Here is a 20,918-nt window from a genome sequence, read left to right as displayed (position 1 = left end):
GATGTATAGCGCATCAACAAGATTTAATAATCAAAGTGATCTAAACCATAGATCTGAAGATTAAGTAAATCTGAAAATGAGCTAGTTTTGAAAATGAAAAAAGCCACGAATATCGTGGCTTTTTTCATGCATTTAATCTGCTTTCAATTGCGCCAAGATCGTCTCTAGCACTTGTAAGCGCGCACTATGTTTGTCATTGGTGGCGATCACATGCCACGGCGCATATTCTGTATCCGTGCGTTGCAACATATCTGCGGCAGCTTTGAGATAATCATCCCAACGGTCACGATTCCGCCAGTCATCTGGAGTAATTTTAAAACGCTTATGCGCGGTTTCTTCTCGGGCTTTAAACCGTGCAGCTTGCTCATCCTTTCCAATGGCTAACCAGAACTTGATGACAACCGTTTGACTGTCATATAAGTCCTTTTCAAAACGGTTGATTTCATCATAGGCTCTCTGCCATTCAACCGTATTGGCAAAGCCTTCAATTCTCTCAACCAAAACGCGACCATACCAACTGCGGTCAAAAATCGTGATCTTTTCTTCAGGGAGAATTTTATTCCAAAAGCGCCATAAGTATGGACGGCGTAGCTCATATTTTTCGGGTGCTGCAATGGTATGAATTTCATATTCGCGTGGGTCCAACTTTTTGACGATGCGTTTAATTGCCCCGCCCTTTCCTGCGGCATCCATTCCTTCAAAGACGATCACCACATTGCGTGAATCAAAACGTAAAGCTTCAGCCACCTTGCGGCTTAATTTTTTTAATTCTTTTTTATAATCAGCCTCATCAGCCACGACAGTGCTGGGTTCCAATAACGCCTGTGGTGTTTTGGCTTGTTTCCAGCGCCCCACCGCTTTGGTTTCATGTGCTGGACAATGTTTTAAAGTGCGTAAAATATGCTGTGCAAATTGTTGATCACGGACTTGCTCATCTTCACAGTCGATGATGACCCAGTCATGACTAAAACGCTGACGTAAACGTTGTAGGTTGTCATATTGTTTTTTATTGCGCCAATCTAAACCATGCAATTTATGCCAACGCGCTTCACTCGGGTCCATTTCATCCAAGCGCTTTTGTAAGGATTTCCAAGATAAATCGAACCAGACCTTAATCACATCGACATGATTATTTTTTAGGTCTTGTTCATAGGCTCGCATGTTCTCGACATATTCATCAAATAAGGTTTCATCCAAAGGCTTCGACACATGCATGGCGGTACTGAGCAAATCACTGTACCAGTTTCCAAACATCACCATGATTTGCCCTTCGGCAGGAATAAACCGTGCATAAGACTGCCAAAACGTTTGTTTTTGATTAAACATGATCGGGGCATCCGCTTTCACCCTTAAGTAGCGTGGATCGACCCATTCGCGGAGCTGTTTGACAGCCTCTCCCTTACCCGCAAGCTCGATTCCACTCACTAAAATCAACATGCTTTTGGCATTGGGCTGACGGCTGGTATTTTTCAGTTGATACTGCGCTTCAATCAGCTCAACCGAGAGTTGTTCTTCATCCATCAATTGAAATTCTGTTTCTTTTAAGCTCATGGCGGACCCTTGGTTTTATTCTGTTTTGAGTATAACCATGCCGTTCATCACACAACAATGCTTTCATGTATGTGCTGAAATGCAAAATATGACCGTTTCTGCAACAAACTGACTCAGATTGACCTGTAATTTCGTCACTTTGTCATAGCCCTAAGCTCCAACACCCACTAAGATTCAAACATCTAAAAAATAATTGAGACACTCAATGTCCAAACTTGCGGTATTAGATGATTTACTTGAACTGTATTACCAGTTGAATTACCACAAAAAGCCAGAAATTTTACAGCGTTTACAAGATGTCCAACAGTGGCAAAAACAGCGCATGCAACGTACGCATGCTGTGCAATTTGCTGAAAAACACAATGTACTGATGTCTGAATATTTTATTAACCGTTTATATGGCGGTCCTGATTTTGATGCATTAGCTGCACAAATTGCACGTCTCACCCGCTATGCGCATAAAGCAGAAAAACTAATTCCAGACAATGCCATTAAGACCGGCACTTCGGGCGTACAACTTGCGATATTGGCCGTACAGCTTGACGAACAAGTGGCCATTCAATTACTGGAAGATTATCCAAATAATCCAACCCTGACCGATGAAATGATGCGCCAGACCTATCTCAAGCTCGATCAGGGCAAAGACCGCATGTTGCAACTGCAACTGTTAGACGATTTAGGTCGTAATTTAGATAAATATATGCGCTCGTTTATGGTCTATACCGCCTTTAAAATGTGTAAGGGCGCAGCAAACAAATACAACTTCGAAGTGATGTACGACTTTATGCAAGATGGCTTCTTGGCGATGAAACCGCTCAAGTCAGCAGAAAAATTTGTCCGCGAATTTACCGCTGTAGAACGCCAAATCGTTGACCGTGTACATGCCGGTGACCCGAACCCGTTTCAGCCTGCGGCTTAACAAAACTCACATCCCACAAAGCCCATGTTTGATATAAAACAAACTGGGCTTGCAAGACTGAATTCAGATTTTTTATAGGGGATTTGCAAAGCAATTACAGCAGACCCTTATTTTTTCTGTATATTATTCACAACAAATGCAAATGACTGCTGTATAACAACAGAGAATCTGTCATCATGCTTGCAAAGCAACATTAACCCTATTTATAAGTTAGGAGTGACTCTAATGTCTAACGAGAATCAAACGCCTGCCCCTACACCTGAGTCGGCACAAAATACAGACAAAGTGAGTCCATTCTTAACTGAGCCTTTACCACAAGGGACAGCGCAAGGTCAGCAACAATCTTTAGAACAACGTCTGACCGACACACCTGTGACAGGTTCAGTACCCAAATATAATCTGCCACGTGGCGCGAATACTGGTAACGTTGGGGCAACCACGCACTTTGGTTATCAAACCGTGAGCAGCGAAGATAAAGCACAAAAAGTAGCGGAAGTTTTCCACTCAGTGGCTGCAAAATACGACATCATGAATGACTTAATGTCATTTGGTATTCACCGTCTATGGAAACGTTTTGCCATTAACATGTCTGGTGTACGTCGCGGTCAGCACGTCCTAGATATTGCAGGCGGTACTGGTGACCTTGCCAAAGTATTTAGCCGTGAAGTTGGCCCGACAGGTCATGTGGTGCTTTCAGACATTAATGAATCGATGCTCAATGTCGGTCGTGACCGCCTCATTGATGCTGGTTGTACCAATGTCGATTTCGTTTTGGCCAATGCTGAAACTTTAGAACCTTTTGCAGACAACAGTTTTGACCTATTGACCATTTCATTTGGTCTACGCAACGTGACTGACAAAGATGCTGCACTAGCTGCCATGTACCGCGTACTTAAGCCAGGTGGTCGTTTACTGATTTTAGAATTCTCTAAACCGGTATTTGAACCTTTCTCAAAACTGTATGACTTGTACTCATTCACTGCATTACCGATCATGGGTAAAATCGTAGCGAATGACTCTGAAAGCTATAAATACCTTGCAGAATCAATTCGTATGCACCCAGACCAACGTACTCTTAAAGGTATGATGGAAAATGCGGGCTTCCAAAACTGTGATTACCACAACTTAACGGGTGGTATCGTGGCTGTACACCGTGGTTTCAAACTTTAATACTGCAGGCTGAACTATGTGGTCGATTCTCGCACTTGGTGCAGTTGAACGCTTAATTCATCATGTCATTGATTTGGATGCGATTACCCGCATCCAACTGAATGAATTGCAAGGCAAAATGCTTCGTGTGGTGATCGACTCACCACAGTTGTCGGTGGATGTGTTTTTTGACGATCAGAAAGTTCGCTTAGAACCGACGCCAACAGGACATACTGAAACCGCATCCATCTTTGAGCAACGCCCTTTCGAGCAGCAGTCAAACATAACTGAAGCAACGGCGACCTTACATGTCAAAACGGTCGTCGAGCTCCTCAAACTGCTGTTGGCTGAAGATGTCGGCAATATTCCATTGCAAGGTGATTATCACTTATTGCAGGATATCCAGCGCATTATGCAGCAAGCTGAGCCTGATTTAGCTTCGCATCTAAGCCCTTGGATTGGTCCAAGCCTTGCGCATGAAATTGGTAAGTTACAACTTGCACCCAAACATCTCAAACGTACTTTACAAAGCCATTTGTTCTTTGCTGAAGACGCGTTAAAAGAAGATTCAGGCTTGCTTGCCCCACGCTGGCAAATGGATGACCTGAATCAAGACACCCGAATTTTGAATCAAAATCTGGACCGTGCAGAAGCAAAAATTCAGCAGCTGCACAGCCAAATTGACTCATTACAAGACAACACTTAAGACTAGGTAATTGCATATATGATTCCGCACGTTTCACGTTTACTCGACCTTTGGCGCATTGCTGCGCACTATAGACTCGACACGTTGTTTCCTGCGGAAGAATTACCGGAAAAAGCCCGTCATATTATTTCCCTCATTCGTATACATCCTGCAGCACGTTTAAGCAAAGAACGTAAAAATCCACTGAAGCTAAAACAAGCTTTAGAAGATATGGGACCTTTGGCCATTAAACTCGGTCAATTACTGTCTACCCGTCGTGACTTGATTCCACCTGAAGTTTTACAGCAATTGGTGCTTTTACAAGACCGTGTAAAACCTTTTTCAAATGACGTTGCCAAAATGCGCATTCAGGAATCACTCAAAGCCGATGTTAATACCTTATTTGCACGCTTTGACGAGCAACCTTTAGCCGCAGCATCTATCGCACAAGTGCATACTGCTGCACTGCATGATGGTCGCGAAGTCGTAGTGAAAGTGGCTCGCCCGAATATTCGCAATCAAATTCTGCATGATTTTGAAATATTAGAGTGGCTTGGTCAGTTCCTTGAAAAACGCCTAGAAGCCGCTCGTGCCCTGCATCTATCTGAAATTATTCAAGACTACCGTCAAATTATTCTCAATGAATTGGATTTGACTTTAGAAGCGGATAACACGCGTCGTATGCGTCATTACTTCACCGGTTCAAGCATGATGTACGTGCCTGAAGTCTATATGGACAGCCGTGATGTCATGGTCGAAGAGCGTATTACGGGTGTACCAATTTCAGATATTGCGACCTTTGATCGCTTGGGCATGGATCGTAAAGATTTAGCCGAAAAAGGGCTCACCATTTTCTTTACCCAAGTGTTCCGCGACAACTTCTTCCATGCAGACATGCATCCGGGGAATGTCTTCGTCGAAACCATTAATCCAAGCAATCCACGCTTTATTGCCTTGGACTGCGCGATTATGGGTGAGCTTTCAAAGCACGACCAAATGACCGTAGCACGCATGCTGCTTGCGGTTATGAACAGCGACTTTATGCAACTGATTCAAATCGTGCATCAAGCGGGTTGGATTCCACCGGGTACAGATCAAGATGCCTTAGCACGTGAAATGCGTCGTACCGTTGGCCCAATGGTCTCTAAACCAATGCATGAATTGGACTTCGCCGGCATCCTGATTCAAGTGATGGATATTGCGCGTCGTTTCCATTTAGAGATTCCGCCACAACTGATGTTGCTGCTCAAGACCTTGGTCCATGTTGAAGGTTTAGGAACTGATCTCTATCCTGAATTGGATATTTGGAGTTTGGCAAAACCAATCCTCACCGATTGGATTAAAGCGCAAATGAATCCGCAGAAAAACTTAAAAGAACTCGGGCAAAAAATTCCAGACTTACTTTTAGGTGCGCAAGATTTACCAACGCTGATGATCGACAGCCTGAATGGTTTAAAAAATCAGTCGGCTTGGCATGCCAAACAACTGAATGAACTGCAAAGCATGCGCCTGCAAATGGAACATCAGCAAAAACGTAGTTGGGTTTTTGGCAGTATTATGGCCATCTTCCTCTCCATCGCGATAATTGCGCCATGGTATGTTTCCATCGTATTAATTGCACTTTCAAGCTTACTTGCCATTTGGCGTGTGTTTAAATAATCTGTGTTTAAATGATCTTGATGTATCCATAGCTCCTTTAAGCCTTTTGACAATAAAAGGCTTAAAGCCATAAAAACAAAAAATTCAAAAATTTAAATAAGGCTGAACGCCATGTCATACAGTTATTTAGGGGTACTGTATGGTCGAAACCCTCTCCGAGCATGTGCAACGGCCTTGCTGTATAGTTTTTCGACCCTGCTCGATGTGTTGGTTCAATTAAATATGCACATGCCTTTTCTAAACTGGCAACCGCCAGCCAACACCACCCTGTATCGGATGCAGCATAGCGCTACATTTTGGTGGATCATTCTCTTTAATGCACTTCCCTGTTTATTCCTACTTTGTTTGCCACAGCAAAAGCTGATGGCGGGGTTAAATTATTGGTTATTAGCTGGGGCCGTGATTTTTATCATTAACCTATTTGCTTGGGCGGTCTTTCCAATGGCGACATGGGCAATCGTCTGCCTCAGTTTGTTTCAATTGCATCGGCATAACGAACAACTATTACAGCATTCCTGAGAGACGCCCTGATATGACTGAGAAGTCATTTGTCGGAAGTTTCAGCCATTGGGTCTGTGCAAAAACGCATTAGAATAATTCTACGACTGTATTTTAAGCGACTACCATGACTCAAATTTTGCAAAAAAGACCGCCTGCGCTCAATATCCGTGCTGGCCATTTAGCCCGCCAACTGATTGAACAAGAGGGTTTAAACGCTGCTCAAGTGGATATCCTGCCCGGTGCTGCGGGTGGTCCGAAAGGCATTGGTATTCAAGGTTTAGATCAGGCGATTTTTGCTGACTTTTTGCCACGCGCGCAACAAAAGCGTACTTTAATTGGTTCATCGATTGGCAGTTGGCGCTTTGCCAGTATTGCTGCTTGGGGAGCCATTGAAGGGACGAAACGCCTCTCTGAGCTGTATACCAATCTGAGCTTTCATAAAAAGATGAGCCGTCAAGAAGTCAGCGATGTGTGTCGTGGCATGCTGATCGATTTGATTCAAGGTCAAGAAGCGGCACTGGTTAATCACCCGGATTATCACCTCACTGTGCTTTCAGTCAAAGCTCAGCATATTTTCCAAAGTGATAAAGCTCTGCCGCTATTAGCCTCTGTCGCAGGAATCGTGGGAACGACAGCGCTCGCACGTAAACACAGTCGTTATTTCATGCAGCGTGTAATTAGTCAGCCTGTGTCAGGTCATCAATTTACCGTGGCGGATGATGGCTTTACCACGCATTACCATGCATTGACTCAAAATAGTGTTATGCCGTGGCTTATGGCATCTGCATCTATTCCTGGTGTTATGGCCGCGATCCGTGATATCCCTGATGCACCACAAGGCAGTTACCGCGATGGCGGCCTAATCGACTATCACATTGACCTGCCCTTCCAAAGTCAAGGCATCGTACTATATCCACATTTCACAGATAGCATCACCCCCGGTTGGTTTGATAAATTATTTAAACGTCAGGCTAATCCAGACAATCAAGCGCGTACCTTGTTACTATCACCTTCACAAGAATACCTTGCAAGCTTGCCGCTTGGCCGACTGCCTGACCGCAAAGATTTTACCCTCAAAGGTTTAGACAACCAACAACGGATTAAAATGTGGAACCAATGCGTGGCTGAAAGTCAGCGTATGGGCGATGAGTTTTTGGAAATGGTTGAGAAGCAACATTTCCCAGCAGTCATGCAAGCACTCTAAGCGTTACAGTAATCTCTTGCGAGGGACGCTATAATCCTGTTTCAGAATTTTGAGCTTATTTAGTATAGATTTATGCGGATATTTTTAACTGTTTTGCAGTATGCCTGCATCGCTTTTGCACTTTTCCTTGTTTATCAAGTGTCAACCGCCTTGATCAGCGGCCAATACGATTTAATGGAAGTAGTGGCAGATGTCGGTACCATTTTAATTTGTATCGATTTGGCGGTATTTTTATTTACTAGTAATGCAAAACAAGGCATTAGTATCGAAGACTATGCGAAACAATTGGAACAAAAACCGTCTAAATTGGTATATGTCACCCGTAAATTGGGACACTTCGGTATTTTGCTGATCATTACCAGTTGGATCGTACCGATGATTCGCTAATGTATTTTAGTTCAATAAAAAGGATCATCATGTGTTCATGATGATCCTTTTTTATGTCATCGGATTTTATTTATCCGAAGAAATTAACCCGTCCAGTTTTTACATCATACACTGCACCAACAATCGCCACTTTACCTTCTTGCACCAACTGCTGTAGCACTTCACTATTTTGCAAAATATAGCGGATGTTGTAATGCACATTCATTTGCGTCACTTGCTCTAAAAATGCCGGACTCAGCGTTTGTGGTTGCATCAATTCGGCAACACGCGATACAGACTCATTGAGTGGCCCCAGCACATATTGAATATGTGGCATACGCGTCAGGCTCTGAATCGATTGACCAGCTAAATGCAACTGACAAGCACTGCTAACCGCACCACAGTCCGTATGACCAAGCACCACGATCACTTTGGCACCTTTGGCTTCGCAGGCAAATTCCAATGATCCCAAAACTTTTTGTCCCGCGACATTCCCCGCAATGCGTAAACTAAATAAATCGCCAATTCCAACATCAAAGATCATTTCAGTCGGCGCACGAGAATCCATACAACCTAACACTGCCGCAATCGGATGCTGCCCTTCTTCAGCGGTCACCCGCAGTTGCCGATAGATATCTCGTTGCAAACGCTCATTTTGTACAAAACGTTTATTGCCTGCTTTAAGCAAAGCGAGCACGTCCTCTGGGTTCAAACGTTGCTGTAAAGCTGCTGTACTAATATCTATATCTAATGCCGCCTCCTGCGCATCGGCATAGTGTGTCTTGAAACCAATCAACTGCACTTGCACTTTACGCTGTGCTGCCTTTTCCTGCTGGTACTCTTGAATAAGCTGGAAAATATCAGCATCCATATCACTCACATGTGTAGCATCAATCACCACTTGTTCGCCGCGATGGATATGTTCCAATGCAGATATTAATGCCGAACGGTTGAGAAAACTGACTTGTGAAGGCAATTCAATCCGTGTAATCACCCCATGTAAATGATGCTCTTTATACACCTTCAGTCCCTTATTAAAATTGGCATATAAAATAAAGGCCGCACTACTGGCTAAACCAATCAAGATTCCGAGCAATAAGTCTGTGAGTAAAATCGCCAACAAGGTAATGATAAAAGGAATAAATTGTTTCCAACCTTTTAAATAAAGCTGTTTAAACAATTTGGGATGCGTCAGTTTAAAACCTGTGAGGATTAAAATTGCAGCTAATGCTGAAAGTGGAATCATGTTCATCAAAGGCACTAAACACAGCACGGCAAACAGGAGCAACACGCCATGAAAGATGGCAGAACATTTACTTTTAGCTCCAGCACTGGCATTGACCGAACTACGAACAATTACTGACGTCAGCGGCATCCCGCCTATAGCACCCGAAACGACATTGCCGATGCCTTGCGCCCATAACTCTCGGTTGGGGGGTGAAGAGCGCTTATGCGGATCCAATTTATCTGCTGCTTCTAAATTCAATAAAGTTTCTAATGACGCCACAACCGCCAAAGTGATAGCGCCCGTATAAATCAGAGGATTATTTAAAGCGGTCCAATCCGGAAAGATCATCACATTTTGTGGCTGATCCCAAAGGTTAGGAAGTTGGATGAGATTTGATGGATGAACTGCAAAAGACGAGCCACTAAGCACCAACACGGCATTACATAGTGCAGCAAGAACGACAGCAACCAAGGCTGAAGGCAAAACCCATTTTTTGCATGGGCTCTGCTCCTAAAGCAACATCAGTACAAGGCTACCGATACCGATCACAATGGCACCCACATCCCATTGCAAATTGAGCGGCTGTGACTGCCACAACACTGACCATGAAAATTGGTTCAAGCCAAACAGATAAGGAATTTGACTCCCAATCAAGATCAGCCCGATAGCTGCCAATAAACCCAATATGACATTGTTTGGAATAAAGTTGGCAAAGAAACCGAGCCGAAATAAGCCAAATCCAATCTGTAAAATACCGGCAAAAACAATACACAATAAAAAGGCGGCATAGTTGCCGCCGAGTAGTTCAAGCTGTACCAAAATGACTGCTGTTAAACCTGCTGCTGGCCCTGCAACACTGATATGTGAGCCACTCAATGCTCCGACTAAAATACCACCGACAATGCCGGAAATAATGCCAGAGAGAATCGGTGCGCCAGAAGCCAATGCAATGCCTAGGCATAGCGGTAAAGCCACGAGAAATACCACTGTTCCAGATAAAAAGTCGTGAATATGAAATCGATGTCGTTCAATTTTAGATGTCATCATTTTACCGTTTATAATAAATATCAAATAATTAGATGTAAGTATGTAAAGCCTAAAGTTTGTGACCACTTTATGGCGTGACTTATATTGTCTGACAATCGAACGATTCTATAGTGTGTTTTGATACGTGATTTGTGTGATTTTTACACTTTATTGCGAAGTTTAAGATTCAGCTCATTTATCTTTGATAAGCCTTAAAAGAAATAAAAAAACCTCCCAAATGGGAGGTTTTTTATAGCGTATTGAAACCACATTGCTTCAAAAAATTATACGTCGAATCATAATATTTCTTGGGACGAGTCCAGTCACTGTCATCTACAGATGGTATATACAACACCATACCTTGTCGCGCCCGAGTCAGTAGCACTCGATATGCATTTAACAGGTATTTCTGCTTTTCAGTTTGCCTTATATTTTGCCATCGACTACCTTTAAAGGCTTGAAATTGCCAATCTTGATCAAAATAAAAATTAATATCCCATGCCACGCAACTGTAATCTATTTCCAAGCCTTGCACATCAAACTCAGTTGCAATATCTTCCAAATAATACGCAGAACGTACATCTGTATTTGAATTCAAAAACCAATCTGCAGGTGTTATTTTATTCTTTACATCAATACCTTCGGCTTTTAAACGTCTGGCACCCGAACTAGCAATAACCCCAAAGCGCTCTGAACCCTTAGCCTTTCTTTTTAACCACTGTTTAGCAACATTAAAATCACGACAAAGCAGAATAGGATAATCTTGGGACATCATATGGTAAGTTTCTTTCGCGGACTTTGCATCACCATCTAATACATGTTGAATCAAATGTGAAACTTGTTCGCTGCGAAATGACCGGACAGAAACAGCAAGATGTAAATCTTCCTCATTTTTTCCATTTTTTTGAACCCAGAATTGTTGTTTAGGATCAGTTAAATAGACTTTATCCTGCAAAATTTTGTTAGAAAAGTAGATCTTCCATTTCGGGTATTTATGTTCTAATGCTGATAGCCATTCAGAAACACCTGCTTCTCCAGTGTTAATCTCCTGCCCACCACCAATCAGGCAAACAACGACACACCAATCAGCGTGGCGATCCATAACACTAATGAGAAACTCTGGTTCAGACATCGAAAAATTATCAATACCTTTTTTCTGTTTCATAAAGTTTGAAACCTGATCCTTTTGCCAGGCCCTTTGAGCTTCATCAAAAATAACGACTTTTTCGATTGGCACCTCATTTGACTTCAAATAATGATCTCTAAAATGATGAATATTTTGTATAAAGGCTTTGGCTTCACGTTCTGCCTCAGATCGCGTCTTTTTTTCTGTTTGTTGCTTAGCAAGTTCCACGGTATTTCGAACCAATGCTTCACGTAAAACATCAACTAAAGGACCATTCCCAGATAAAAATACAGAATGTTCTTGTTCATTTGTTTTTAAACGCTGGTTCGCAATATTAAGACCGGCCAATGTCTTTCCTGCACCAGGTACACCCGTTAAAAAACAAATCGTTTTTTTATTTGTTAATTTTGCATCTTCAATAATTTGTTCGATTTTTTTCGAAGTGATCGCTAAATTTTTTGCACCGGCATCACTTCTAGAAATTTCATCCACTGTATGACCTTGATATAACGCCTGAGCTGCTTCAATAATTGTGGGTGTTGGTTTATATCGAGACTCAACCCACTGTTTGATATTAAGTTGCGTAAGACCTGCAAATTGATCAAGCGCTTGTTCGATTACAATCCGTAAATTATGGGTGTTACAGCATAAAGTATCTTGATAAGTGGATACCGCTGACCATGACTGTTCACAACTTTGAGCTTGGGTTGAAATTAAAAGTGGTATGACCTTTTGCTGATGACTACCTTCATGAAAATTCAACAAATCTAAACAATAATCTATGACCTGAGTCTTAGCATATTGTGGGTAACTCTTTTCACCTACTTTAAATTCAATAACAAAAATTAAATTACGTATCAAAAGAATGTTATCTACGCGCTTACCCATCCGTGGAATAGAGAATTCAAAAAAGATTTCTCCCTCATCTAAAAAATCCAACTGTTGTTTTAAAATCTCAATTTGTTTTAACCAAGCGTTCTTTTGTAAATCTTCCAATGCAAATTCATGCTGTAGTGCCAAAGCCCCCATAATTTCTTGTTCATTTGTATGTATGAATTGTTGCACTGAACCCTGATAATAACTACGTAACATTATGGTCTTCTAAGTTTATTTAAGCTTTGATTGTTTTAATCTTATATAAAAAAACCTCCCAAATGGGAGGTTTTTTTAACAGTTAAAGATTACTTCGAACCTTTAATCCCTGCTTGTAATAACAACGCACCTAAACCACCAATTTTATTTTCTTGTGGTTTCGCTGCTTGAGGTTTTTTATGACCTTGTGGGCGGTCGCCTTGCGGACGGGCATGCTGTGGACGTTTCGCATGTGGCTTACGCTCACCACGTTGTTCTTGCTGCGCATTGTCACGACGTGGTTGACGTTGTGGTTTCGCTGCAGCAGCACCTTCTGCACGCATAGACAAGTTGACACGGTTACGTTCAACATCGACATTTAGTACACGAACTTGAACGATTTGACCTGGTTTCACGACTTTGTGCGGATCTGCAACAAATTCATTTGCAAGTTCAGAAATATGCACTAAACCGTCTTGGTGTACACCCACATCCACGAATGCACCGAAGTTCGTCACATTCGTAACCACACCTTCAAGCTGTAAGCCTTCAGTCAATTGACCAACTTCAGTGATGTCTTCACGGAATTTAGCCGTGCGGAACTCTGGACGCGGGTCACGACCTGGTTTCTCAAGTTCAGATAAAACGTCCTGAATCGTTGGCAAACCAAATTGATCATTTACAAATGCTGCTGCATCGACCTGACGAATAATTTCAGTATTACCAATAATATCTTTGACTGTGGTTGCTTTCGCTGCCACAATTTTTTCTACTAAACCATAAGATTCAGGGTGAACTGCAGATGCATCCAATGGTTCAGAACCATCCTGAATACGTAAGAAACCTGCTGCTTGTTCAAAGGTACGTTCGCCTAAACGAGGTACTTTCTTCAAACTTTGACGGTTATCAAAACGACCATTTTCTTTGCGGAATTCAACGATTTGCTGTGCAATCGATTTGTTTAGACCCGCGATATAACCCAAAATAGCAGATGATGCTGTGTTGACATCGACACCTACTGAGTTCACACAGTCTTCCACAACCGCTTCTAGCGTTTTTGCCAAACCGGTTTGGTTCACATCATGTTGATATTGACCCACACCAATCGATTTCGGATCAATTTTCACAAGCTCCGCCAATGGATCTTGTAAACGACGTGCAATCGACACAGCACCGCGAATTGAAACATCCAACTCTGGAAGCTCTTGTGACGCCAATTCAGATGCAGAGTAAACCGACGCACCTGCTTCAGATACTGACACACGAATCAAGTTCAAGTCTGTATTTGCTGCCATCATTTCAGCCACAACAGCTTCAGTTTCACGGCTTGCAGTACCATTACCAATCGCAATTAATTCAACATTGAATTCGCGGCAAAGGCGCGCAAGTTCAGCAACTGAACCAGCTTTGTCTTCTTTCGGAGCAAATGGGTAAATCGTGCTATGTGCAAGGACATCACCTGATGCATTCACAACAGCCAATTTCACACCCGTACGGATGCCAGGGTCTACACCCAATGTGCAACGTGCCCCTGCAGGAGCAGAAAGTAATAAATGACGTAGGTTTTCAGCAAAGACATCCATCGCTTCAGCTTCAGCAGCCAAACGTTTTTCAGTCAATAATGAATGTTCAATCGCAGGGCGAACTTTACCGAGCCAGAACAATTTTGCAGTTTGTTTTAAGAAATCTGCACGCGCTTGTGGCTGAGCTGTTTCTAAATTGTATTCAGTATCAATACGAGCCAATGGCGCATCATCTTCACCATCAACTTTTAAGCCCAAGACATTTTCTTGACGGCCACGGAGCATCGCCAATAAACGGTGTGAAGGGACTTTGTTTAAGCTTTCAGAGAAATCAAAGTAATCACGGAATTTTTTACCGACTTCCTTTTTCTCATCACTTGCAACTAAACTTTTCAACACTGCAGTTTTCGCAAATGTCGCTTTTAGCTCAGTGGTTAATGCAATATTTTGTGCCCAGTCATCAATTAAAATGTGTTGAATCGCGTCTAATTGGCTTTCAACATCAGCATAATCTTCATGACTAAAACCAGCTAAAGCTTCGGTTGGATCAACCGCTTCATTAAAGATTTTTTCAGCGATTGGGCCTAAACCCGCTTCTTTGGCTTTAAATGATTTACTGGTACGTTTTGGACGGTACGGTGCGTAAATCTCTTCTAAAGCATTTTTAGTTTCTGCTGCATTCACGCGAGCAAGTAAGTCATCAGATAACTTGTTTTGTTCTTTTAGAGATTCGATTACCTTTTCACGGCGCTCAAATAAATCACGCAGGTAAGTCAGACGTGTATCGAGCTGACGTAATTGAGTATCGTCCAGACCTTGCGTCACTTCTTTACGGTAACGTGCGATAAATGGAACACTGGCACCTTCATCAATGAGCTTGATGGCAGCTTCAATTTGATTTGGACGTACGGCAATTTCTTTTGCCAACTGCTGAACTAAGTCAGTCATCGTATTAGATCCCTGCAAGGATAAGTTCTAAAAGCCATGATTATAAAGACCAAGACCATAAAATCCACAATTGTTTTTATAAATTTATTCGTGGTTTTTAATGCCAATTCATCTCAAATACACATTTTTTTACGAAACTGACTATGAAACAGCAAATTAGCGAGACTTAGACAAGCAAACTGATTCGAACAACATGTATACATTTGGTATCTATGTCTTGATTTTAACTGCAATATTTGTTGCTTTAGAGCATAGTAAATTTATATAAATGAATCGTATACTCAAGTGAAATCGACTTTTTGTTTACGATGACAATAAAGAATAAGGAGCACGTCATGAGTTTAGTTGTACCTGCTGAAAAAACAGATGCCGTACAAGCCGAAACCGACCGAGTCGAACGCATTCTGGTTGTCGATGATGATGTGCGTCTACGCACCCTCTTACAACGCTTCCTAGAAGATAAAGGTTTTGTGGTCAAAACCGCACATGATGCGACTCAGATGGATCGTCTGTTGCAGCGGGAACTCTTTTCCCTGATTGTGCTCGACTTTATGTTACCTGTTGAAGATGGCTTGAGTATTTGTCGCCGTCTGCGCCAATCTAGCATCGATACCCCGATCATTATGCTGACCGCTCGTGGTAGTGATTCAGACCGTATTGCTGGACTTGAAGCCGGTGCAGATGACTATTTACCAAAACCATTCAACCCGAATGAGCTTTTGGCACGTATTCGTGCCGTATTACGTCGTCAAGTGCGTGAAGTTCCGGGCGCACCAAGCCAACAAATGGAAGTGGTGTCTTTTGGTCCTTGGTCACTCGACCTGTCTACTCGTACATTAACCCGTGAAGGTCAAGTCGTCACATTAACAACGGGTGAATTTGCCGTACTCAAAGCATTAGTTCAACACCCACGTGAACCACTGACACGCGACAAGTTAATGAATCTTGCTCGTGGTCGTGAATGGGGTGCTATGGAACGTTCAATTGACGTTCAAGTTTCTCGCCTGCGTCGTTTGGTTGAAGAAAACCCAGCACGTGCGCGCTATATTCAAACCGTTTGGGGCGTAGGTTATGTCTTTGTTCCAGATGGTGCTGAATAAGCCAAATAAATAGTAATAAAAAATTCCGCCGTTCATTAGGCGGAGTCTTTTCATTGAACATTAAATTTATCCAATAACCTGCGGTTCGCCTTACTTTTGTTTCGGCAAAAGTAAGCAAAACCATTGTCATACGCAAAACTCGTCTCATTTCTGCTTCATATCAGAATCATCGCAGAAACATAATCTATTCCATGCTTCCTGCCTCGAACAGTTGCGTATGACCTGAACGCGTATCCAACAGGGTTAATTGATCTCACACTCTAAAATTTACTCTAGGGATATAGCGTGAAACTCGAACCCATCGACCCACAGGAATTTACCGACTACGTTACCTACTCCGAAAAAAAACGGACACCTTGGGAACGCTTCCTCGATAAAATCAAACCCCGCTCTGCAGCCATGCGGACCACCGTATTGGTCTTATTTGTGGTGTTTTTTAGCCTGTTTATGTCCTTATGGTTCTTTTGGCGCACACTCTATTTACCCGAAATTCAACAACATGCTCGTTACCTCGCGGTCGAGCTTGAAATCATTAACAATCCTGATTTACGGATTTTTCATAACAATGCCGAAGTGGATGTCGACGACTGGATGCGCAACCGTGTCGGGATCGAATATGTGACCGATCCGAAAGAATTCCCCAATGTCAAAGACAAAGTCATTGCAGAGTTCTTTACCAATCAAATTGAAAAGAAACTGGCCAAAGAAATGCGCATTGATAATGCGACCGTGTATTTCCAATTTAAACCTGACCCACGCATCTGGATTCAAACTCCAGAAATGAATGGCAACTGGGTTCGCGAGCCTTTAAAAACCTATGCCAACTATAGCGCAGAGCTGATTTTAGGCTGGTTATTGGGTATTCCGCTGATTGCTGGCATCATTATCTTAACCTTGGTTCGTCAGCTCAACCGTCCACTAAAACGTTTACAAGATGCGGCAAACAACTATAGTAAACACGGCACTGCACCTTATTTAGAAACCAACCATGGGCCACAAGAAATCCGTGAAGTAAACCAAGCCTTTAACCACATGGTCTACACGCTGGAACAAACTGAACGTGATCGCCGCATCATGTTGGCCGGTATTTCCCACGATTTGCGTACTCCGCTGACCCGTATTCGACTCAGCGCAGAAATGATGCCTGATGATGACTTCCTAAAAGAAGGTCTGATTTACGATGTTGAAGATATGGATGCAATTCTGAATCAGTTCATTTCGTATATGCGTGACGGTTCAGATGAAGTTCCGCAAGATACCGATTTAAATGCGTTATTGCAGGAATTAGTGATTCAATTTAAACCCTTAGATATTCGCTTTGAACCCCAAGACTTACCCGTTATTCAAGCACGCAGCCTGTCCTTAAAACGATTAATAGGGAACTTAATCAATAACTCAAAACGCTATGGTGCCGAGCCGATTGAACTGTCTACCGAATATGAAGGTGATCATATTCAAATTCGCGTTGCCGATAATGGCGAAGGGATTCCTGAAGACCAAATTGAAGACCTGATGCAACCTTTTGTACGTGGTAATGATGCACGTACCATTCAAGGCAGTGGACTCGGTTTAGCCATTGTAAAACGTATTGTGGATATTCACGAAGGTCAACTTTCAATTCACAATCGAGCAGAAGGTGGACTCGAAGCGATCATTTCTTTACCACTGCAAAAACTCGAAAATGATGAAATATTAAACAACAGCCCATTGGAAAAAATTAAGCAAAGTTTAACTGAACGCTTTTAACAAGCGTTCAAAAAAGCAACGAACAGTTTTGTTTAAGCTTTAACCATTGATATTTTTAACTTTATTATTCAGTAGTTTAAAAAACATAATAAAATCTTATACCCACATTTTTTCAAAAAATTAGACCTTAGCCTAACAGGTATGCAAAATGGCTTTTTTGATCGGTACAATCCGTATCAGTTTTGAGAATTTCACGAGAGTATATGATGTCTTTAGATCGCATCCGTTTAGCTGCCCTTCACGACAAAGTTATCAGCGCAGAAAAAGCTGCTGAATTCATTCAGGATGGTATGACGGTAGGTATGAGTGGTTTCACACGCGCAGGTGAAGCGAAAGCTGTACCTTTAGCGTTGGTTCAACAGGCTCATGCTAATCCTCTTAAAATTACCCTAATTACTGGCGCGAGCTTGGGTAACGATTTGGACAAAAAATTGACTGAAGCAGGTGTTCTTGCTCGTCGTTTACCGTTCCAAGTAGACAATACATTACGTAAAGCCATCAACAAAGGCGAAGTGATGTTCATCGATCAGCATTTGTCTGAAACAGTTGAACAAATGCGTAACCTTCAGCTTAAAAAGCCTGATGTGGCAATTATTGAAGCTGTTGCGATCACTGAAGATGGTGGCATCATCCCTACAACTTCTGTAGGTAACTCTGCAAGCTTCGCAATTTTTGCTGAAAAAGTGATTGTTGAAATCAACACCAACTTAAGCCCAGCATTCGAAGGCTTACACGATATTTATATCCCAACGTATCGTCCAACACGTCAAGCGATTCCATTGACTCAAGTTGACGAACGTATTGGTACACATGCAATCAACATCGATCCTTCAAAAATCGTAGGTATCGTATTTAACAACGAATTGCATGACTCTCCATCTACAGTGACTGCACCTGATGATGAAACTCAAGGTATTGCAAACCACCTGATCGCTTTCTTTGAAAAAGAAGTAGAAGAAGGTCGTTTACCGAAAAACCTTGGTCCATTACAAGCAGGTATCGGTTCAATTGCAAACGCAGTATTGACTGGTCTTAAAGATTCAAACTTTGAAGACTTGATCATGTACTCTGAAGTACTTCAAGACTGTACATTTGAATTGATCGACGCAGGCAAAATGAAATTTGCTTCAGGTTCTTCTATTACGCTTTCTGCTAAATATGGCGAAAAAGTATTTAATAACCTTGAACAATACAAAGACAAACTTGTATTACGTCCACAAGAAATTTCGAACCATCCAGAACTTGTACGTCGTTTAGGTATCATCGGTATCAACACTGCGCTTGAGTTTGATATCTACGGTAACGTGAACTCAACTCACGTTTGCGGTACAAAAATGATGAACGGTATCGGTGGTTCAGGTGACTTCGCACGTAATGCACACTTGGCGATCTTCGTGACTAAATCAATTGCAAAAGGCGGCGACATTTCTTCTGTTGTTCCATTTGCTTCTCACATTGACCATGCTGAACACGACGTTGACATCTTAGTTACTGAACAAGGTCTTGCTGACTTACGTGGTCTTGCTCCACGTGAACGTGCTCGTGCAGTAATCGACAACTGTGCTCACCCTATGTACCGTGATGCGCTAAATGATTACTTCGACCGTGCATGTGCGAAAGGTGGTCAAACACCTCACCTTCTACGTGAAGCATTGTCTTGGCACATCAACTTCGAAGAGAACGGCCACATGTTAGCTGCTCAACCTGAAGTGAAAACTGCTTAATTGACAGTGAAATGAAAAACGCTCTTCGGAGCGTTTTTTTATGGCTTTTATTTTTCAATATGACTTATCAAGTCTGCAAAACTCGACTAATCTAAATTGGTCAAAATACATGCTAAAACAAAAATTATGTTTATTATCCGCCCCTATCTCGAATCTGATTTAGATGAAGTGATTGCACTTTGGGAACTGTGTGATCTGACCCGTCCATGGAATAACCCTGAAATTGATATATTTCGAAAATTGGCTCAACGTGATCAATTATTTTTATTGGCTGTCAAAGATGATCAATTGATCGCAACTGTCATGGGTGGCTATGATGGACACCGAGGCTGGGTCAATTATCTTGCCGTACATCCACATTTTCAGCGAAATGGCGTCGCTACCGCCCTCATTCAGCAATTAGAAAAACGCTTAATTGCTTTAGGTTGCCCCAAACTTCAATTACTGATTCGCCAAGACAACATTGACGTACAAAATTTTTATGAACAATTGGGCTATGAAGAGGTTGAAGTGATTTGTTTGGGTAAACGTTTAATCACGGATTAGTGGCCCGACAATTCTTCGGTCAAGCCTTGAAACAACATCAAAAAAACTCGACATTGCGCCATCGAAAAAAATGGATTGCATTGCTTGGCTTTAAATTTTAGGATTTGCCCCCATCATTTTCCCAGAACATAGAAAAGAGATTTCCCATGCGTGTAGATATCTGGTCAGACGTGGTTTGCCCATTTTGTTATATTGCGAAAAAACGCCTTGAAGCTGCTGCCGAAGAATCGGGTGTAGAACTTGAAGTGTTTTGGCATAGCTATCAACTTGATGCAGATGCGCCCGCTCGTCTAGAAATTTCCAATACTGAACGTCTGGCTCAAAAATATGGTCGCAGTATTGAAGAAGTAGAGGAAATGCAGCGCAATATCGCCGAAATGGCGAAAGCTGAAGGTATTGAATTTAACTGGCAAAAAGCCAATTCAGGCAATACTTTCAACGCGCACCGCTTGATTCACCTTGCACAAAGCAAAGGTCTCGGTAGTGAAGCCAAAGAAGCTTTCTTCTATAGCTATATGACGCAAGGCTTGGCCATTGGTGAACGTGAAACCTTAGAAGACGTTGCATCTCGTATTGGTCTAAACCCTGTTGAAGTCGATGATTTATTAGACTCAGATGAATTTGCCGATTTCGTCAAATACGATGAAGAAGTAGCACGCGATCAACTTAAAGTTACGGGTGTACCGTTCTTTGTATTTGAGCAACGCATTGCTTTAGCAGGCGCTCAACCGAAAGATGTATTTAAAAAAGTGATGGACAAAGCTGCGGAACTTCCTGAGCTTGCTCCTACACCTGTGTGTAATGATGAAAGCTGTGAAACGCCTGAAAAATAATTCAGCGTGTTCA

General features: G+C 42.2%; 15 protein-coding genes and 1 pseudogene. 12 read left to right on the top strand and 4 right to left on the bottom strand.

Translation table 11 applies throughout. The features are described from left to right. Window positions 1-132 precede the first annotated feature (132 nt). Window positions 133-1,551, bottom strand: coding sequence for a phosphate--AMP phosphotransferase (locus tag FTU79_RS01900; protein WP_180007071.1), 1,419 nt, complete (start codon window positions 1,549-1,551; stop codon window positions 133-135). Window positions 1,552-1,756: 205 nt separating this feature from the next. On the opposite strand from FTU79_RS01900, the gene FTU79_RS01895 reads away from it, so the two are divergent. The 7 genes from FTU79_RS01895 to FTU79_RS01865 all read left to right on the top strand — a co-directional run bounded on the left by FTU79_RS01895 (window position 1,757) and on the right by FTU79_RS01865 (window position 8,055). Continuing rightward, a complete protein-coding gene (locus FTU79_RS01895; protein ID WP_180026789.1) occupies window positions 1,757-2,470 on the top strand; it encodes a hypothetical protein in 714 nt (237 codons plus the stop codon). A gap of 225 nt (window positions 2,471-2,695) precedes the next feature. Next, the gene (ubiE, locus tag FTU79_RS01890) at window positions 2,696-3,640 is read left to right on the top strand and encodes a bifunctional demethylmenaquinone methyltransferase/2-methoxy-6-polyprenyl-1,4-benzoquinol methylase UbiE (RefSeq protein ID WP_078189802.1); all 945 of its coding nucleotides are present in this window, start codon (window positions 2,696-2,698) and stop codon (window positions 3,638-3,640) included. 16 nt (window positions 3,641-3,656) lie between these two features. After that, complete coding sequence (locus FTU79_RS01885; protein WP_180002881.1) at window positions 3,657-4,325, top strand: SCP2 domain-containing protein; 669 nt, start codon at window positions 3,657-3,659, stop codon at window positions 4,323-4,325. A gap of 18 nt (window positions 4,326-4,343) precedes the next feature. Next, window positions 4,344-5,963, top strand: coding sequence for an AarF/ABC1/UbiB kinase family protein (locus FTU79_RS01880; RefSeq protein WP_180007065.1), 1,620 nt, complete (start codon window positions 4,344-4,346; stop codon window positions 5,961-5,963). 111 nt (window positions 5,964-6,074) lie between these two features. Next, on the top strand, window positions 6,075-6,482 hold the full coding sequence (locus tag FTU79_RS01875) for a hypothetical protein (protein WP_180010239.1): 408 nt from the start codon (window positions 6,075-6,077) through the stop codon (window positions 6,480-6,482). A gap of 106 nt (window positions 6,483-6,588) precedes the next feature. Beyond that, window positions 6,589-7,668 (top strand): patatin-like phospholipase family protein, encoded by a 1,080-nt coding sequence (locus tag FTU79_RS01870; RefSeq protein WP_180048786.1) that lies wholly within the window; start codon window positions 6,589-6,591, stop codon window positions 7,666-7,668. Between the two features lie 72 nt (window positions 7,669-7,740). Beyond that, window positions 7,741-8,055: a hypothetical protein gene (locus tag FTU79_RS01865; RefSeq protein WP_078189807.1), complete on the top strand. Its 315-nt coding sequence runs from the start codon at window positions 7,741-7,743 to the stop codon at window positions 8,053-8,055. Between the two features lie 70 nt (window positions 8,056-8,125). Here the strand turns inward: FTU79_RS01865 and FTU79_RS01860 are convergent. The 3 genes and pseudogenes from FTU79_RS01860 to FTU79_RS01850 all read right to left on the bottom strand — a co-directional run bounded on the left by FTU79_RS01860 (window position 8,126) and on the right by FTU79_RS01850 (window position 14,956). After that, window positions 8,126-10,306 (bottom strand): annotated as a pseudogene (locus FTU79_RS01860) (SulP family inorganic anion transporter). A 232-nt stretch (window positions 10,307-10,538) separates the two neighbouring features. Next, a complete protein-coding gene (locus FTU79_RS01855) occupies window positions 10,539-12,506 on the bottom strand; it encodes a DUF2075 domain-containing protein (protein WP_180048785.1) in 1,968 nt (655 codons plus the stop codon). 89 nt (window positions 12,507-12,595) lie between these two features. Further along, a complete protein-coding gene (locus FTU79_RS01850) occupies window positions 12,596-14,956 on the bottom strand; it encodes a Tex family protein (protein ID WP_180048784.1) in 2,361 nt (786 codons plus the stop codon). Window positions 14,957-15,291: 335 nt separating this feature from the next. On the opposite strand from FTU79_RS01850, the gene ompR reads away from it, so the two are divergent. The 5 genes from ompR (at window position 15,292) to FTU79_RS01825 (ending at window position 20,905) form a co-directional block, all read left to right on the top strand. After that, window positions 15,292-16,056 (top strand): two-component system response regulator OmpR, encoded by a 765-nt coding sequence (ompR, locus tag FTU79_RS01845; RefSeq protein ID WP_078189809.1) that lies wholly within the window; start codon window positions 15,292-15,294, stop codon window positions 16,054-16,056. Between the two features lie 285 nt (window positions 16,057-16,341). Beyond that, a complete protein-coding gene (locus tag FTU79_RS01840; RefSeq protein WP_168377982.1) occupies window positions 16,342-17,802 on the top strand; it encodes an ATP-binding protein in 1,461 nt (486 codons plus the stop codon). A gap of 206 nt (window positions 17,803-18,008) precedes the next feature. Next, the gene (locus FTU79_RS01835) at window positions 18,009-19,526 is read left to right on the top strand and encodes an acetyl-CoA hydrolase/transferase family protein (RefSeq protein ID WP_180007250.1); all 1,518 of its coding nucleotides are present in this window, start codon (window positions 18,009-18,011) and stop codon (window positions 19,524-19,526) included. Window positions 19,527-19,652: 126 nt separating this feature from the next. After that, window positions 19,653-20,072 (top strand): GNAT family acetyltransferase, encoded by a 420-nt coding sequence (locus tag FTU79_RS01830; protein WP_168377983.1) that lies wholly within the window; start codon window positions 19,653-19,655, stop codon window positions 20,070-20,072. Window positions 20,073-20,218: 146 nt separating this feature from the next. After that, entirely contained in the window at window positions 20,219-20,905 is a 687-nt protein-coding gene (locus tag FTU79_RS01825; RefSeq protein WP_111885832.1) for a DsbA family protein, read from the top strand. Window positions 20,906-20,918: the final 13 nt, after the last annotated feature.

It is taken from the genome of Acinetobacter sp. YH12144 (assembly GCF_013418345.1).
Lineage (GTDB): Bacteria > Pseudomonadota > Gammaproteobacteria > Pseudomonadales > Moraxellaceae > Acinetobacter > Acinetobacter amyesii.
Note: the sequence above shows the minus strand (reverse complement) of the source record. Positions and strands in the feature narration are given on the sequence as shown.